Source organism: Paraburkholderia sp. J76 (assembly GCF_905220295.1).
GTDB lineage: Bacteria > Pseudomonadota > Gammaproteobacteria > Burkholderiales > Burkholderiaceae > Paraburkholderia.
Genome location: NZ_CAJMZJ010000009.1, coordinates 223,555 through 241,566 on the forward strand (window position 1 = coordinate 223,555; position 18,012 = coordinate 241,566).

At 65.7% G+C, this 18,012-nt stretch carries 11 protein-coding genes; 9 read left to right on the forward strand and 2 right to left on the reverse strand.

Features of this window, described 5'->3' with window-relative positions; genetic code table 11:
* Positions 1-164 precede the first annotated feature (164 nt).
* The 6 genes from U5768_RS19245 (at position 165) to U5768_RS19270 (ending at position 9,845) form a co-directional block, all read left to right on the forward strand.
* Entirely contained in the window at positions 165-3,899 is a 3,735-nt protein-coding gene (locus U5768_RS19245) for a nitrate reductase subunit alpha (protein ID WP_322031978.1), read from the forward strand.
* Entirely contained in the window at positions 3,896-5,449 is a 1,554-nt protein-coding gene (gene narH / locus U5768_RS19250) for a nitrate reductase subunit beta (RefSeq protein WP_322031979.1), read from the forward strand. Before U5768_RS19245 ends, narH begins: the two co-directional genes overlap by 4 nt.
* Positions 5,450-5,465: 16 nt before the next feature.
* The gene (gene narJ / locus U5768_RS19255; RefSeq protein WP_322031980.1) at positions 5,466-6,194 is read left to right on the forward strand and encodes a nitrate reductase molybdenum cofactor assembly chaperone; all 729 of its coding nucleotides are present in this window, start codon (positions 5,466-5,468) and stop codon (positions 6,192-6,194) included.
* Positions 6,191-6,874 carry a respiratory nitrate reductase subunit gamma gene (gene narI / locus U5768_RS19260; RefSeq protein ID WP_322031981.1) on the forward strand — a complete coding sequence of 228 codons (684 nt, stop codon included), beginning with the start codon at positions 6,191-6,193 and terminating at the stop codon, positions 6,872-6,874. Before narJ ends, narI begins: the two co-directional genes overlap by 4 nt.
* Positions 6,875-7,113: 239 nt before the next feature.
* On the forward strand, positions 7,114-9,105 hold the full coding sequence (locus U5768_RS19265) for a type IV pili methyl-accepting chemotaxis transducer N-terminal domain-containing protein (RefSeq protein ID WP_322031982.1): 1,992 nt from the start codon (positions 7,114-7,116) through the stop codon (positions 9,103-9,105).
* 26 nt (positions 9,106-9,131) lie between these two features.
* Complete coding sequence (locus U5768_RS19270) at positions 9,132-9,845, forward strand: response regulator transcription factor (protein ID WP_322031983.1); 714 nt, start codon at positions 9,132-9,134, stop codon at positions 9,843-9,845.
* 30 nt (positions 9,846-9,875) lie between these two features.
* Here U5768_RS19270 and U5768_RS19275 read toward each other — a convergent pair whose 3' ends face one another.
* The gene (locus tag U5768_RS19275; protein ID WP_322031984.1) at positions 9,876-10,961 is read right to left on the reverse strand and encodes an AI-2E family transporter; all 1,086 of its coding nucleotides are present in this window, start codon (positions 10,959-10,961) and stop codon (positions 9,876-9,878) included.
* Between the two features lie 111 nt (positions 10,962-11,072).
* Complete coding sequence (gene uvrA / locus U5768_RS19280) at positions 11,073-13,964, reverse strand: excinuclease ABC subunit UvrA (protein ID WP_322031985.1); 2,892 nt, start codon at positions 13,962-13,964, stop codon at positions 11,073-11,075.
* Positions 13,965-14,184: 220 nt separating this feature from the next.
* On the opposite strand from uvrA, the gene U5768_RS19285 reads away from it, so the two are divergent.
* The 3 genes from U5768_RS19285 (at position 14,185) to hcp (ending at position 17,997) form a co-directional block, all read left to right on the forward strand.
* Positions 14,185-15,360, forward strand: coding sequence for an MFS transporter (locus U5768_RS19285; protein ID WP_322032031.1), 1,176 nt, complete (start codon positions 14,185-14,187; stop codon positions 15,358-15,360).
* A 151-nt stretch (positions 15,361-15,511) separates the two neighbouring features.
* Positions 15,512-16,060, forward strand: coding sequence for a single-stranded DNA-binding protein (locus U5768_RS19290; protein ID WP_322031986.1), 549 nt, complete (start codon positions 15,512-15,514; stop codon positions 16,058-16,060).
* Positions 16,061-16,329: 269 nt separating this feature from the next.
* Positions 16,330-17,997 carry a hydroxylamine reductase gene (hcp, locus tag U5768_RS19295; protein ID WP_322031987.1) on the forward strand — a complete coding sequence of 556 codons (1,668 nt, stop codon included), beginning with the start codon at positions 16,330-16,332 and terminating at the stop codon, positions 17,995-17,997.
* The last annotated feature ends 15 nt before the right edge of the window (positions 17,998-18,012 follow it).

Below are 18,012 nucleotides of genomic sequence, written 5' to 3' on the forward strand. Positions count from 1 at the left end.
CGTGCGGACTCATCCCATTGCGCCGCCCGAACTCTCCCCTTGACGAATGGGCAGGCAAGCGCCTGCTCGCCATACTCGGCAACGATACGAGCGCGCGGCGCCACACGTGTGTGGACGGCGACAGGCGCGATCGATCGATTCCAGCAGCAGTCCCGGAGAACCTGATGAGTTATTTTCTGGACCGGTTGAAGTTCATGTCGCGCGTGAAGTCGACGTTTTCGAAGGGTCACGGCGCGGTGGTGAACGAGGACCGCAAATGGGAAGACGGCTATCGCAGCCGCTGGCAGCACGACAAGGTCGTGCGCTCCACCCACGGCGTGAACTGCACGGGCTCGTGCTCGTGGAAGGTCTATGTGAAGAACGGCCTGATCACGTGGGAAACGCAGCAGACCGACTATCCGCGCACGCGCGCGGACCTGCCCAATCACGAACCGCGCGGCTGCCCGCGAGGCGCATCGTATAGCTGGTACGTGTATTCGGCGCAACGCGTGAAGTATCCGATGATTCGCGGCCGCCTGATCGAGATGTGGCGCGAGGCGCGCAAGACGCTCGATCCCGTCGAGGCATGGGCTTCGATCGTCGAGGACCCGAAGAAGGCCGCGCATTACAAGCGTGCGCGCGGCCAGGGCGGGTTCGTGCGCGCGGGCTGGGACACGGCGACCGAAATGATCGCGGCGGCCAACGCCTACACCATCGGCAAATACGGTCCCGATCGCGTGGTCGGCTTTTCGCCCATTCCGGCCATGTCGATGGTGTCCTATGCCGCGGGCGCGCGTTACCTGAGCCTGATCGGCGGCGCGTGCCTCTCGTTCTACGACTGGTATTGCGACTTGCCGCCTTCCTCGCCGCAGGTGTGGGGCGAGCAGACCGACGTGCCCGAATCGGCGGACTGGTACAACTCCACGTATCTCATGGTGTGGGGCTCGAACGTGCCGCAAACGCGCACGCCCGACGCTCACTTCTACACCGAGGTCCGCTACAAGGGCACGAAGACGGTGGCGGTGTCGTCCGACTTCGGCGAGATGGTGAAGTTCGGCGACATCTGGCTCGCGCCGAAGCAGGGCACCGACGCGGCGCTCGCGCTCGCGATGGGCCACGTGGTGCTCAAGGAGTTCCACGCGAGCGGCAAATCCGCGTACTTCCGCGACTACGTGAAGCAGTACACCGACATGCCGATGCTCGTCGCGCTTGGCCGGCGCGACGGCGCGCTCGTGCCGGACCAGTTCCTGCGCGCGTCGCAACTCGCCGCGAATCTCGACGAAGCGAACAACCCGCAATGGAAGACGCTCGCCATCGATTCGGCCACGGGCGACATCGTCGCGCCGAACGGCTCGATCGGCTTTCGCTGGGGCGAAGGCGAGCACGACAGCGGCAAAAAGGTGGGCCGCTGGAACCTCGAAATGAAGGACGGCGGCAGCGGGCGCGAAATCGACCCGCTGTTGTCGCTCGTCGATCAGCACGACGAAGTAGTCGAAGTGGGATTCCCGTACTTCGGCGGCGAACATGGCGCGCTGCTCGCGCGCCGCGTGCCCGTGAAGCGCGTGGCGCTGGCGGACGGCACGAGCGCGCTGGTGGCCACCGTCTACGACCTGCAGATGGCCAATTACGGTGTCGATCAGGGCCTGGGCGGCCCGAACGTCGCGTCCACTTATGACGACGACGTGCCTTGCACGCCCGCGTGGCAGGAGAAGCACACCACCGTGCCGCGCAAGCTCGTGATCCAGGTGGCGCGCGAATTCGCCGACAACGCCGACCGCACGCGCGGCAAGAGCATGGTGATCGTGGGCGCGGCGCTCAATCACTGGTATCACAACGACATGATCTACCGCGGCATCATCAATCTGCTGATGATGTGCGGTTGTATCGGCCAGAGCGGCGGCGGCTGGGCGCATTACGTGGGCCAGGAAAAGCTGCGCCCGCAATTCGGCTGGGCGCCGCTCGCGTTCGCGCTCGACTGGTCGCGCCCGCCGCGCCAGATGAACGGCACCTCGTTCTTCTACAACCACACGAGCCAGTGGCGTCACGAAAAGGTGAGCGTCGACGAGATTCTCGGCCCGGGCGCCGACCGCGCGCGCTACAAGAACCTCTCGATGCTCGACCTCAACGCGAAGTCCGAGCGCATGGGCTGGCTGCCTTCGGCGCCGCAACTGGGCGCGAATCCGCTCGACGTGGTGGACGCCGCGCAGCGCGCGGGTGTGCCGCCGGTGCAGTACACCGTCGATCAACTGAAGTCGGGCGCCTTGAACTTCGCCTGCGACGACCCCGACAACCCCGCGAACTTCCCGCGCAACATGTTCGTGTGGCGCTCGAACATCATGGGCAGTTCGGGCAAGGGCCACGAGTACTTCCTCAAGTACCTGCTCGGCACGCAGAACGCGCTGTTCGGCGACGAAACCGACGCCATCAAGCCGTCCGAAGTGAAGGTGCGCGAAGCGGCCGAAGGCAAGCTCGACCTGCTCACCGTGCTCGATTTCCGTATGAGCACGACGTGCCTCTACGGCGATATCGTGCTGCCCTCGGCCACGTGGTACGAAAAGGACGACCTCAACACCTCGGACATGCACCCGTTCATCCATCCGCTTTCGGAGGCGGTGCAGCCGCTGTGGGAGAGCAAGACCGACTGGGAAATCTACAAGGCCATTGCGAAGAAGTTTTCGGAGATCGGCGGCGCGCATCTGGGCACGCGCACGGACCTCGTGTGCACGCCGCTCATGCACGACACGCCGGGCGAACTGGGCCAGGCGTTCGAGCCGAAGGACTGGCGGCTTGGCGAATGCGATCTCATCCCCGGCAAGACCGCGCCTTCGATGACGCTCGTGGAGCGCGATTATCGCGAGATCTACAACAAGTTCACCTCGGTCGGGCCGCTGCTCGAAAAGCTCGGTAACGGCGGCAAGGGCATCAACTGGAACACGGTGCACGAGGTGGGCGAGTTCGCGCAGCTCACGGGCGTTCAGCCCAACCGCGGCGCGGGCGAGGGGCGCCCGCGTCTGGAAACGGCCATCGACGCCGCCGAGATGATCCTCACCTTCGCGCCCGAAACCAACGGCCACGTGGCGGTGAAAGCGTGGGACGCGCTCTCGAAGATCACGGGCCGCGATCACACGCATCTGGCCGAGGGCCGCGAGCACGACAAGATCCGCTTTCGCGACGTGCAGGCGCAGCCGCGCAAGATCATCTCCGCGCCCACGTGGTCGGGGCTCGAATCGGAAGAGGTGAGTTACAACGCCGGCTATACGAACGTGCACGAGCTGATTCCCTGGCGCACGCTCACGGGCCGTCAGCAGTTCTATCAGGATCACCGCTGGATGCTCGACTTCGGCGAGGGCCTGTGCAACTACAAGCCCGCCATCGACACGAAGACAACCTCGCCCATGCTCGGCGCGAAGCCCAACGGCGAGCGCGAACTCGTGCTGAACTGGATCACGCCGCACCAGAAGTGGGGCATCCATTCCACTTACACGGACAACCTGCGCATGCTCACGCTCTCGCGCGGCGGCCCGCACGTGTGGGTCTCGGAGGCCGAGGCGAAGGAAGCGGGGCTCGTCGATAACGACTGGGTCGAAGTGTTCAACGTGAACGGCACGCTCACGGCGCGCGTGGTGGTGAGCCAACGCGTGCCGCGCGGAATGTGCCTCATGTATCACGCGCAGGAAAAGATCATCAACGTGCCGGGCGCGGAAACGAGCGGCATGCGCGGCGGCATTCACAACTCGGTCACGCGCACGGTGCTCAAGCCCACGCACATGATCGGCGGCTACGCGCAGCTTGCATATGGCTTCAACTATTACGGCACGGTCGGCAGCAATCGCGACGAGTACGTGATCGTGCGCAAGATGAAGAAGGTCGAGTGGCTCGAAGGCCCGCTTGGCAACGATGAGGAAGGAGCAGCATCATGAAAATCCGCGCGCAGGTGGCGATGGTCCTGAACCTCGACAAGTGCATCGGCTGCCACACGTGCTCCGTCACGTGCAAGAACGTGTGGATGTCGCGCGATGGCGTGGAGTACGCGTGGTTCAACAACGTCGAGACGAAGCCCGGCATCGGCTATCCGAAGGAATGGGAGAACCAGGAGAAGTGGAACGGCGGCTGGGTGCGCAACCCGGGCGGCAAGATCGAGCCGCGCCAGGGCCCGAAGCTCAAGGTGCTGGCCAACCTGTTCGCGAACCCGAACCTGCCCGCCATCGACGACTACTACGAGCCGTTCACGTACGACTACGAGCATCTGCAGAAGGCGCGCCTCTCGCAGACGCCGCCCACGGCGCGCCCCGTGTCGGTCATCACCGGCAAGAAGATGGACAAGATCCATTGGGGTCCTAACTGGGAAGACGACCTGGGCGGCGAGTTCTCGTCGCGCAGCCGCGACAAGCTGTTCGAGAACGTGCAAAAGGAGATGTATTCGAGCTTCGAGAACACATTCATGATGTATTTGCCGCGCCTGTGCGAGCACTGCCTGAATCCCGCGTGCGTGGCGTCGTGCCCTTCGGGCTCGGTGTACAAGCGCGAAGACGACGGCATCGTGCTCGTCGATCAGGACAAGTGCCGGGGCTGGCGCATGTGCATTTCCGGTTGCCCGTACAAGAAGATGTACTTCAACTGGAAGAGCGGCAAGGCCGAGAAGTGCATCTTCTGCTATCCGCGCATCGAGGCGGGGCAGCCTACCGTGTGCTCGGAAACGTGTGTGGGCCGCATCCGCTATCTCGGCGTGATGCTCTACGACGCGGACCGTATCAGCGAGGCGGCATCGGTCGAGTCGACGCAGGATCTGTATCAGTCGCAACTCGACGTATTCCTCGATCCGCACGATCCCGCCGTTCAGTCCGAGGCGCGCCGCCAGGGCGTGCCGCAAAGCTGGCTCGACGCGGCCGTGCGCTCGCCCGTGTACCGCATGGCCGTGGAGTGGAAGATCGCGTTCCCGCTGCACCCCGAGTACCGCACGCTGCCGATGGTCTGGTACGTGCCGCCGCTTTCGCCGATCCAGTCGGCCGCGGACGCGGGCCATATCGGCATGGACGGCGTGATTCCCGACGTGGCGAGCTTGCGCATTCCCATGCGCTATCTCGCCAACCTGCTCACCGCCGGCGACGAAAAGCCCGTGATTTCAGCGCTCAACCGCATGCTGGCGATGCGCGCTTACAAGCGTACCCAGGCCGTGAACGGCGTGAACGACAACGCGGTGCTCAAGCGCGCGGGCCTCACGCCCGGGCAGGTCGAGGACATGTACCGCACCATGGCGATCGCGAACTACGAGGACCGCTTCGTCGTGCCGTCGTCGCACAAGGAAATGGTCGAGGACTCGTTCAACGAGAAGGGCAGTTGCGGCTTCTCGTTCGGCAACGGATGTTCGGGCGGCGTTTCCGGGGGGGCGCTGTTCGGCTCGAAGGCCGAAGGCAGCGTGGTGTACGTGGATATGCCGAAGTCGCGTCGCAAGACGCCTTCGCAAGCTTGAGCGGGAGGACTCCATCATGTCGCTTTATCCGGTTCTTTCCGCGCTGCTCGATTATCCCGAGCAGCCCTTGCTCGACGCGCTCGACGAGATCGAAGCCGCGCTCGAAGCCGAACCGAATGGCGCTTGCGAGGCGCGCGAACTCGCGCCGCTCGTCGCTACGCTGCGCGAGCGCTCGCTCGTCGAGTCGCAGGAAGCCTACGTGGCCACGTTCGATCGCAATCCCCGCCATTCGCTGCATCTGTTTGAGCACGTGCACGGCGAGAGCCGCGCGCGCGGCCAGGCGATGGTCGATCTGCTCGACGAATACCGCAACCACGGCCTCGACGTGGCGACGAGCGAGCTGCCCGACTACGTGCCGCTCTTTCTCGAAGTGCTCGGTCTGATCGATGAGGACGAGGCGCGCGCGCTGCTGGGCGAGGCGATTCACGTGCTCGCGGCGCTCGGCAACCAGCTTGAGCAGAGCGAAAGCCCGTATGCGGGCATCTTCACGGTGCTGTGCGAGCTGAGCGATGTCGAGCCGCTGCCGCTCGTGGGCGCGCCCGTGCGCGACATGGACGAGGCGCTCGAACGCTTCGGCACCGGCGCGGATGGCGTCGAGCCGCTCATGCACGCGTTCGGCGCGAGCAACTCGCCGCAGGTCGTTCAATTCCACCCGCGAGCGGAGTACGCCGCGGCTCATTCGGCTGCCCGCGCGGCTGACTGCGCGGCTGACTGCGCGACCGCTTGCGCAAAGGAATCGCCATGAACACGTTCAACCAGTTTTTGTTCGGCATCTACCCGTATATCGCCGCCGCCATCTTCCTGTTCGGCAGCCTCGCGCGCTTCGAGCGGGAGCAGTACACGTGGAAGGCGGACAGCTCGCAAATGCTCTATCGCGGGCATCTGCGCCTCGGCAACATTCTCTTTCACGTTGGCGTGCTCGGGCTCTTCTTCGGGCATCTGTTCGGCCTGCTCACGCCCGTTGCGGTGTGGGACTGGCTCGGCGTGCCGCATGCGGTCAAGCAACTCGTGGCGATGGTCGCGGGCGGGGTGATGGGCTCGATGTGTCTGGTGGGCCTCGCGATCCTGCTGCACCGGCGGCTTTCGAACGCGCGCGTTTCCGCCGTGACGCGCGCGGGCGACAAGGTGCTGCTGCTGTGGCTGCTCGTCACGCTGCTGCTCGGGCTTTCCACCATCGGCGAATCGGCGAGCCACATGGACGGCGCGATGATGGTGCGGCTCATGACCTGGGCGCAGCACATCGTCACGTTCCGCGGCGACGCCGCGAGCTACGTGGCGAGCGCCCCGCTCATCTTCCGCCTGCACCTCTTCATGGGCATGACGCTGTTCGTGATCTTCCCGTTCACGCGCCTCGTGCACGTATGGAGCGGGTTCGCCTCGGTGACCTATCTCTCGCGCGCCTGGCAACTGGTGCGCAGCCGCTAGCGGCCGGGGTTTGCCTCTGGACGGCCGTGCGGATGGCCGTTCCTTGCGGGGAGCGAGCCGTGCTCGCATTCCCCGCTTTTTTCGCGATACGCGGGCTCGCCGGCAACGCAGTTGAGCTGGCGCATAGTGTCGCAGTTGGCCGTTGCGACCGCGACCGGGCGCGCGGGCGGCCGCGCTCCGTCAGATAATGTAGGGCATAGGCGCCGCCGTTTGGGCGCAGCCGATTCCCGGTACGGGCCATGACCTCGTCTTCCGATTCCGCAACCGCTTCTGTCCCCCCTCCCGTCAGCGCTCCTGGCGCCGGGGCCGGCGCGCAGGCCGCGCCGTTCCCGAGGCGGCTCTCCACGCGCATCGTCGTGCTTTCCACGGTCGCGCTCGCGCTCGTGCTCGCGATGATCGGCGGCACGCTCTGGCTCTCCTGGCAGCTCGAAGGCGGCGGCGCCGCGATCAACGACGCGGGCAGCCTGCGCATGCGCGCGAACGCGGTGGCGATCGCCCTGTGGGAAGCGCGCACCGGCAAGCCCGCGCAGGTCGACGCCCAGATGCGCCAGCTCGACGGGACTCTGCGCGAATTGCGCGACGGCGACCCGGCGCGGCCGCTCTTTCTTCCCGCCGATGCCGGCATCCATGCGCAGTTCGATCGCGTCGCGACCGCCTGGAACCAGGCGCTCAAGCCCGCTGCGCTGACCGATCTCGCGGCGAGCGGCGGCGAGCCTTCGACGTATATCGGCCTGCTGCCCGGTTTCGTCGACGAGGCGAACCGGCTGGTGAGCCTGATCGAGCGCGAGAACGCGCGCAAGACCGCGTGGCTGCGCATTTCGCAGGTCGCGCTCGCGGCGCTTTCGTGCGTGGGCACCATGGCGATCGTCTATCTGCTTTACCAGTGGTTCGTCGCGCCCGTGCAGCGCTTGCAGGACGGGCTCGCGCGCATCGAGGCGCGCGAGTTCGACACGCGCTTGCCGGTCGAAACGTCCGACGAATTCGGTCATCTCACGCAAGGCTTCAACCGCATGGTCGCGGAGCTGCAGGCGCTGTACCAGGACCTGGCCGAGCGCGTGGACGCCAAGACCGCGCAACTGGCCGCGCAAAACCGCGAACTCGCCACGCTCTACGAAATGGCGGCGTTTCTCAACACGCCCGGCCCGGCGGAAAGCGTGTGCCACGATTTCCTCACGCGCGTGATGCGCGAATTCGACGCCGACGGCGGCACGGTGCGCGTCGTTTCGCCCGACGACGGCAATCTGCACCTGCTGGTCTCGGAAGGCATGCCCGAATCGATCACGCGCGCGGAACACTGCATGCCGGCGGCGGACTGCACGTGCGGCGTCGCAACGGCGCAGGCGCCGGTCGTATTCGGCCTGATGGCGCAGCCGGGCGACCCAGGCGGCGCCTTCGCGCAACGCTGCCTGAAGGCGGGCTTCGTGAGCGTCGCGGTCTCGGCCATCGTCGCGCAGAACGAGACGCTCGGCACGTTTTCGCTGCACTTCCGCCGCGAGCGGGAAATTCCGCCGTCGGGCGTCCAGTTGCTTCAGACGCTCGGGCGTCACCTCGGCGTGGCGCTCATGAACCGGCGGCTCGTGGCGCTCGGGCGTCAGCTTGCCGTATCCGAGGAGCGCAATCTTGTCGCTCAAGGGCTGCACGACAGCATCGCGCAAAGCCTGAGCTTCCTGAAGATGCAGGTGCATTTGCTCGACGGCGCGGCGCAGCGCGGCGATCTCGACGAGATTCGCGAGATCGTGCCGCTGCTCGCGGGCGGCGTGGAAGAAAGCTACGACGACGTGCGCGAGCTGCTGCTGAATTTCCGCACGAAGCTCGGCCCGGGCAAGCTGCGCCTCGCCGTGGAGGACACCGTGGCGCGTTTTCGCCGCCAGTCGGACGCCGAGCTGACGCTCGACTATCGCGACGAAGACGGGCCGCCGCTGCCGCCCGACCAGCAGTTGCAGGTGCTCTTCGTCTTGCAGGAGGCGCTTTCGAATGCGCGCAAGCACGCCGAGGCGCTGCACATGCAGGTCAGTGTGGTGAATGCGCGCGACTTCCGCCTCACGATCGAGGACGACGGCGTGGGCTACGATCCCGCCGATATCGCCTCGCGCGGCGAATCGCACGTGGGCTTTCACATCATGCATGAGCGCGCGCGTCGTCTTGCTGCCGTGCTCACGCTGCAAAGCGCGCCGGGACGCGGCGCGCGCGTCGAACTGGTGCTGCCCGCCGCGAGCCGCCTGGCCGCGTAAGGCCCCACGACAATAAAACGAATCCCATGACCATACGCATCCTGCTCATCGACGATCACACGCTCTTTCGCTCCGGCGTGAGCGCGCTCCTGCAGCGCCAGCCCGACCTGCAAGTGGTGGGCGAGGCGTCGGACGGCGTGGAGGGCGTCAAGCGCGCGAAGCAGCACCGGGCCGACGTCATCCTGCTCGACCTGAACATGCCGGGTCTCTCCGGGCTCGAAACGCTGCAACTGCTCGTGGAAGACCTGCCGGAAGCGGCGGTCGTGATGCTCACTGTCTCCGAGGAAGCCGACGAACTCACTGCCGCGATGCGCGCGGGGGCGCGCGGCTTTCTGCTCAAGAGCATCGACGCCGACGCGCTGGTGGCGGCGATCCGCAAGGCCGCGAGCGGCCAGCCGGTCATCACCGAGCATATGACGGCGAAGCTCGTGGAGCAGATGCGCAAGCCCGCTCACTCCGTCGGCGCGAGCGGCGCGCCGGGAACGCCAGGCGCGCCCGGCGCCGCGCGCGCGAGTGCGGAGACGCTCACGGCGCGCGAGCGCGACATCGTGCGCGAACTGGCGCGCGGCGCGAGCAACAAGGAGATTGCGCGCACGCTCGACCTCGCCGAGAGCACGGTGAAGATCCACGTGCGCAATATTCTGCGCAAGCTCAATTTATCGAGCCGCGTGCAGGTGGCGATCTATGCGATCGAGCACGACGGGATGACGGACGCGCCAGGCGAGCCGCGCGGGCACTGAAGGCCGCGCGCGAGCGTGGGGCAGGGCGCCTCAAACAAGCCGCAGATAAATCAGTTCGCGCTTGATATAGGCGTAAAAAACAGGCGCGGCGATCACGCCTTGAATGCCGAACGCGGCTTCCATCACGAGCATCGCAACGAGCAGTTCCCACGTGCGCGCCTCGATCTGGCCGCCCACGATGCGCGCGTTCAGGAAGTATTCGAGTTTGTGAATGAGGATGAGGAACACGAGCGCCGTGACTGCCGCGGGCAGGCTCACGGTGAGCGCGATGGCGACGATCAGCGTATTCGAGATCAGATTGCCGATCACGGGCAACAGGCCCACCACGAAGGTCACCACGACCAGCATCTTCGCGAGCGGCAGCGGCGCATGAAACACCGGCAGCGCAAGCAGCAGGAAAAGGCCCGTGAACACCGTGTTGATGGCCGAAATCTTCACCTGCGCGAACACGATGCGGCGAAACGCGTCGGCGAAACGGGACACGCGCGTGACGAACGCCGTGGAAAGCGGCAGCCGCGTGGCGTTCTTCTGCGCGCCGATGGCGATGATCGCGCCGATGATCATGCCGATCACAATATGCCCGAAGATGCGCGCCGCGTTCTTGCCGCCCTGGCCGAGCTGCGTGGCGTGCTCGTGCATGAGCGCGAGCGCCTTGAGCTTCATCTGGGCGACGTCCACGGGCAGATACGCGGCGATGGACTCGGGGATGCGCCCGCGCGCCTGATCGACGAACGTCATCATCTGCGCCATGACCTTCTGCACGCTCGGCACGTCGTTTTCGAACTGCTCGATCACGCCCACGGTGAGGCCCGTGAGGATGCCCACGATCACGATGGAGACGAGCACCACGGAGAGCCAGCGCGCGCGGCTGCTCGACATGCGCCGCTCGATGATCGGCGAAATGGTATGCACGAGCTGGAAGACGAGCATGCCCGCGAGCAGCGCCCCGAGCAGGTTCAGGTGCAGGATCGCCCACATGCCGGCAAGCGCGGCCACATAGCTGCCTGCCTCCACTGCCGAAAGCTTCGGCAGGCTCATGTCGCTCGTGAGCCTGACCGGCCTTGGCCGCAGGTCGCGCACCTGTTTATCTTCGGTCGCTTCGTTGCGCTTGACCATGTTGGGTGTATTCCGTCTCCAAACTTCGGGGGCGCACGCGCCCCAACCCGTTGTTGCCGCAGCTATTTCTACTGCTAAATTTCCGGCCTGGCCACGTGCCAGGTTAGCGCGTCATTTTCCCGAGGCCGTGTCCAGCGCCGCAATCTGGCGCTTGAGCAGCGGCGCGAGATAACGGCCCGTGAAGCTTGCCTTCGACTTCGCCACCTGTTCGGGCGTCCCCTGGGCCACGATCTGGCCGCCGCCCGCGCCGCCTTCCGGACCCATGTCCACGACCCAGTCGGCGGTTTTGATGACATCGAGATTATGCTCGATGATGACCACCGTGTTGCCCTGATCGCGAAGCCGGTGAATCACCTCCAGCAGGAGCGCGATGTCGTGGAAGTGCAGGCCCGTGGTCGGCTCGTCGAGTATATACAGCGTGCGGCCCGTGTCCCGCTTGGAAAGTTCCAGCGAGAGCTTCACGCGCTGCGCCTCGCCGCCCGAGAGCGTGGTGGCCGACTGGCCGAGGCGGATATAGCCAAGGCCGACATCGAGCAGCGTCTTGAGCTTGCGCGCCACGACCGGCACCGCCTTGAAGAACTCACAGGCGGCTTCGACCGTCATGTCGAGCACTTCGCTGATGTTCCGGCCCTTGTACTGGATCTCCAGCGTTTCGCGGTTGTAGCGCTTGCCGTGGCAGACGTCGCAGGGCACGTACACATCGGGCAGAAAGTGCATTTCCACCTTCAGCACGCCGTCGCCCTGACAGCTTTCGCAGCGGCCGCCCTTCACGTTGAACGAAAAGCGGCCCGATTCGTAGCCGCGTTCCTTGGCCGCCGGCACGCCCGCGAACAACTCGCGGATGGGCGTGAAGAGGCCCGTGTAGGTGGCGGGATTCGAGCGCGGCGTGCGGCCGATGGGCGACTGGTCGACGTTGATGACCTTGTCGAAGTGCTCCATGCCCTCGATCGCCTCGAACGGCGCCGGTTCCGCCGACGATCCATACAGATGCTGCGACACGGCGTGATACAGCGTGTCGTTGATGAGCGTGGACTTGCCCGAGCCCGAGACGCCCGTCACGCAGGTCAACAGACCCACGGGCAGGTCGAGCGTCACGTGCTTAAGGTTGTTGCCGTAGGCCTCGACGATGCGCAGGCGGCGCTCGCCGGGCTCGATGCGTTCGTCGGGATAGTCGATGCGGCGCGCGCCCGAGAGATACTGGCCCGTCAGCGAGGCCGGATCGTGCTCGACCTGCGCAGGCGTGCCCTGCGAAATCACCATGCCGCCGTGCTCGCCCGCGCCCGGACCCATGTCGACCACGTAGTCGGCCATGCGGATCATGTCCTCGTCGTGCTCGACGACGATCACCGAATTGCCAAGGTCGCGCAGATGCTTGAGCGTGGAGATGAGGCGGTCGTTGTCGCGCTGATGCAGGCCGATGGACGGCTCGTCGAGCACGTACATCACGCCCGTCAAGCCCGAGCCGATTTGCGAGGCGAGGCGGATGCGCTGCGCCTCGCCGCCCGAAAGCGTTTCGGCGCTGCGTTCGAGCGAAAGATAGTCGAGCCCGACGTTGTTGAGGAACATGAGGCGCGCGACGATTTCCTTGACCACCTTGTCGGCGATCTCGCGTTTGGCGCCTTCGAGCCGCAGCGTCTGGAAGTAGCCGAGCGTGTCGCGCAGCGGCCAGCCGCTCACTTCGTAGATGGCGCGCGCGTCTTCATTCAGGCCGATGCGCACGAAACGCGCTTCGCGGCGCAGGCGCGTGCCTTCGCAGTGCGGGCAGGCCTGGTTGTTCTGGTACTTCGAGAGCTCTTCGCGCACGGCGGCCGAATCGGTCTCGCGATAGCGGCGCTCCAGGTTCGGGATGATTCCTTCGAACACGTGCTCGCGCACCGACGTGCGGCCGCGCTCGTTGATGTACGAGAACGGAATTTCCTGCTTGCCCGAACCGTAGAGCAGGATCTTGCGCACTTTCTCCGGCAGGTCCTCGAACGCGGTGTCGATGTCGAAGTCGTAGAACGCCGCGAGACTCTGCAGCATCTGGAAGTAAAACTGGTTGCGCCGGTCCCAGCCCTTCACCGCGCCCGCCGCGAGCGACAGGGACGGGTGCGCCACCACGCGCTTCGGATCGAAGAACGTGATCTGGCCCAGACCGTCGCACTCGGGGCACGCGCCCATGGGGTTGTTGAACGAGAAGAGGCGCGGCTCCAGCTCCGGCAGCGAATACGAGCAGATCGGGCAGGCGAATTTCGAGCTGAAAAGATGCTCGCGGTTCGTGTCCATTTCGAGCGCGATGGCGCGGCCGTCGGCCAGACGCAGCGCGGTTTCGAACGACTCCGCGAGGCGCTGCTTCATGTCGGGGCGCACCTTCAGGCGGTCCACCACCACGTCGATGGTGTGGCGCTCGCTCTTCTTGAGCTTGGGCAGCGACTCCACCTCGTAGATCTTCGCTTCCCCTTCGTTGGCCGTGCCGCCGCCCGAGCGCACCCGGAAGCGCACGAAGCCTTGCGCCTGCATATCGTCGAAAAGCTCGGCGTGTTCGCCCTTGCGGTCCACGATCACGGGCGCGAGGATCATCAGCTTCGTTTCTTCGGGCAGGGCGAGCGCGGCGTCCACCATCTGCGAGACGCTTTGCGACTCCAGCGGTATCTCGTGATCCGGGCAGTACGGCGTGCCGATGCGCGCGTAGAGCAGACGCAAATAGTCGTGGATCTCCGTGACGGTGCCGACCGTGGAGCGCGGATTGTGCGACGTCGCCTTCTGCTCGATGGAAATAGCCGGTGACAGACCCTCGATCAGGTCGACGTCGGGCTTCTCCATGAGCTGCAGGAACTGGCGCGCGTAGGCCGAGAGGCTTTCCACGTAGCGGCGCTGACCTTCCGCGTAGAGCGTGTCGAAGGCCAGCGAGGACTTGCCCGAGCCCGACAGCCCGGTGATCACCACGAGCTTGTGGCGCGGCAGGTCCAGATTGACGTTCTTCAGGTTGTGGGTTCGGGCCCCACGGATACGGATCTGTTCCATGAACCTGCGGGAGAAAGGGAAACCAAACCTGCTACTATAACGACTTTTCCAGACCGCCGTTACGGCTTGCTGACGGTCTTTGAAAGGGCCCGGAGCGGCAAGTGCAAGGGCCTCGAAAGAGGCGCGTCAGGGAGCGTCCCGGTCAATAAACGTGCGGGCACCTGCGGTCCGAACACATAACGCTCCGATGTCCTCCAATTCACCCGCTACCTCCTCACGCATGAGCGCGCCCGAGTTGCGCGCGACCGTCTCGCTCGCGGCGATCTTCGCGCTGCGCATGCTCGGTCTCTTCATGATCATGCCGGTGTTTTCCGTCTACGCGAAAACCGTTCCCGGCGGCGACAACCTTCTGCTGGTCGGCATCGCGCTCGGCGCGTACGGCGTCACGCAGTCGCTTCTTTATATTTTCTACGGCTGGGTGTCGGACATGGTGGGCAGAAAGCCTGTCATCGCCGCCGGCCTCGTCATCTTCGCCATCGGCAGCTTCGTCGCCGCGGGCGCGCACGACATGACGTGGATCATTGTCGGGCGGGTGATCCAGGGCATGGGCGCCGTTTCTTCGGCGGTGCTCGCGTTCATCGCCGACCTGACCGCCGAGGAGCATCGCACCAAGGCCATGGCGATGGTGGGCGGCTCGATCGGCATGTCGTTCGCCGTGGCTATCGTCGGCGCGCCGATCGTGTTCCATTGGGTCGGCATGAGCGGCCTCTTCGCGCTCGTTGGCGTGTTCTCGATTCTCGCCGTGGGCGTGGTGATCTGGGTCGTGCCCGACGCGCCCAGCAAGCCCGTGCACGTGCGCGCCCCGTTTGGCGAGGTGTTGCACAACGTGGAACTGCTGCGCCTGAACTTCGGCGTGCTGGTGCTGCACGCCACGCAAACGGCGCTCTTTCTCGTCGTGCCGCGCCTGCTCGTGGACGCGGGGCTGCCGGTGGCGTCGCACTGGAAGATCTACCTGCCGGTCATGGGACTCGCGTTCGTCATGATGGTGCCGGCCATCATCGTCGCGGAGAAGCGGGGCAAGATGAAGGCCGTGCTCGTTTCTGCGATCGGTCTTATCCTGATCGGCCAGCTTTTGCTCGGCTCGCTTGCGCATACACTTGTCATCGTGTCGGCCGTGCTGTTCGTGTACTTCCTCGGCTTCAACATCCTGGAGGCCTCGCAGCCCTCGCTCGTGTCGAAGCTCGCGCCGGGCAACCGCAAGGGCGCGGCCACGGGCGTGTACAACACCACGCAGTCGATCGGGCTTGCGCTCGGCGGCGTGGTGGGCGGCTATCTGCTCAAGCACGAGGGCGCGAGCGCGGTCTTTTACGCATGCTCGGGGCTCGTCTTGTGCTGGCTTATAATCGCGGCCAATATGAAGGCGCCGCCCAGGCGGGCTGAAGCCACGCGGGCTTGACCCGAGCGGGCCTGATTCGGAACCAGCGGTTCACAGCAACGCAATTCGCGGAGGCGGTTCGTAGCCGGCGAAGGCGCTCGAGACACATCGGGCGCTTGCCGGCGCGCACCGCGCGGCCGCTCCTCGCAACGGAATCAAACAGGAGAAATTCATGGCATCCGTGAACAAGGTGATCCTCGTCGGCAACCTCGGCGCCGATCCGGAAGTGCGCTATCTGCCGAGCGGCGACGCCGTGGCGAACATTCGCCTCGCGACGACCGACCGCTACAAGGACAAGGCGTCCGGCGAGTTCAAGGAAATGACCGAATGGCACCGCGTGTCGTTCTTCGGGCGCCTGGCCGAGATCGTCTCGGAGTACCTGAAGAAGGGCTCGTCGGTCTATATCGAAGGCCGTATCCGCACGCGCAAGTGGCAGGCGCAGGACGGCACCGACCGTTACTCGACGGAAATCGTCGCCGACCAGATGCAGATGCTGGGCGGCCGCAGCGGCGGGGCGTCGATGGGCGGCGACATGGGCGACGACGGCGGCTACAGCCGTGAGCAGTCGGCTCCGCGCGGCGGTGGCCGTGCCGCGGGTGGCAACGGCGGCGGCGCGCCGCGTTCGAGCGGCGGCGGTGCGGGCGGCGGCGCAGGCGGCGGCCGTTCGAGCGCGCCGGCTGGCGGCGGCTTCGACGAGATGGACGACGATATTCCGTTCTAAAACATCCGATCGAAATCGCGGGACCCGAAGCCCCGGTTCGACCACGAGGTCGAACCGGGGCTTTTTCTTTGCGCGCTCGAACCGAACGACTCTGGTGCCGGCCACTGCGACCTTTTCGCCCACCCAGCCGCTTCTTCGCCTCAAGCGACGCGTTTTCTGATTTTTGTCACGGCAGAACTCCCGCCGGCGCGCCACCATAAAAAAGATGCATGAATTTTGCATCTTCAAGACTGCTCGCGCCGTCACCCCACAAGGAAAAGGAGAAAGCCGTGTTTTGCTATCAATGTGAACAGACCGACCGCACCCAAGCCGCCCCGGGGTGCGCCTCGGCCAGGGGCAACTGCGGCAAGGACGCCCCCACTGCGGATCTGCAGGATCTGCTGATCTACGCAGCCAGGGGCATCGCGCAGTATGGCGCGCTCGCGCGCGGCCTCGGCGCCCCCGATCGCGAAGCCGACCGCTTCATCCTCTACGCGCTGTTCACGACGCTCACCAACGTCAACTTCAATGCGAGCCGTTTCGTGGCGATGCTGCGCCAAGCCGCGCAACATCGCGACCGCGTGAAGTCGGCCTGCGAGGCGCTCGCGCTGGCGCAAGGCGTCGCCGCCGTACAGCCGGGCGGCGCCGCGCTCTGGCAGCCGGGCAACGACCTCGCCGAACTGCAGGCGCAGGCTGCGCTCGTCGGCATCAAGGCGGGGCTCTCGATAGTGGGCGAGGACGTCGTGGGCTTGCGCGCCCTCGTGCTCTACGGGCTCAAAGGCGTGTGTGCTTACGCCCATCACGCGCGCGTGCTCGGCTACGAGAGCGAGGAAGTCTACGCGGGCGTCGAAGCCGCCCTCGTGTTTCTCGCGAGCGAACCCGCGCAGGCGGGCGATCTGCTCGAACATGCGCTCGCGCTCGGCAACCTGAATCTCAAGGTGATGGAACTGCTCGACGCCGCGAACACGGGCCGCTTCGGCATGCCCGAACCCACTGCCGTCCGCATGACTGCCGCCGCGGGCAAAGCAATCCTGGTTTCGGGCCACGACCTCGGCGATCTGGAAGCGCTGCTCGAAGCGACCAAGGGCACCGGCGTGCAGATTTACACGCACGGCGAAATGCTGCCCGCCCATGCCTACCCCAAACTCAAGGCGTATGCGCATCTGGCAGGCAACTACGGCGGCGCATGGCAGGACCAGCAGTCGGACTTCGCGAACTTCCCCGGCCCGATCCTCATGACGTCCAACTGCCTGATCGAGCCGCTGCCGCAGTACCGTCAGCGCATCTTCACGACAGGTCCGGTGGGCTGGGCGGGCGTGCGCCATCTGGAACATCATGCGTTCGCGCCGCTCGTGCAGGCCGCGCTCGCGCTGCCGGGCTTCCGCGAAACGGCACCCGAGGAAACCATCACCATCGGCTTTGCGCGCAACACGGTGCTCGGCGTGGCCGACAAGGTGATCGACGCCGTGAAGGCAGGCCAGATCCGCCACTTCTTCCTGATCGGCGGCTGCGACGGCGCCGCGCCCGGCCGCAACTACTACACGGAGTTCGCGCAGGGCGCGCCGGACGACACCGTCGTCATGACGCTCGGCTGCAACAAGTACCGCTTCAACCGCCACGAATTCGGCGACATCGGCGGCATTCCGCGCCTGCTCGATCTGGGCCAGTGCAACGACAGCTACTCGGCGATCCAGATCGCCATCGCGCTCTCGAAGGCCTTCGGCTGCGGTGTGAACGATCTGCCGCTCACGCTCGTGGTGTCGTGGTTCGAGCAGAAGGCCGCCGCGGTGCTGCTCACGCTGCTCGCGCTCGGGCTGCGCAACATCCACCTCGGACCCACGCTGCCGGCCTTCCTCACGCCGAACGTTCTCGACATTCTCGTCAAGCAGTTCGGCATTTCGCCCATCGGCGATGCGCAGGCGGACCTGAGCGCGGCGCTTGCGCGCAAGGCCGCTTAAGCGCGGGTGAAAACG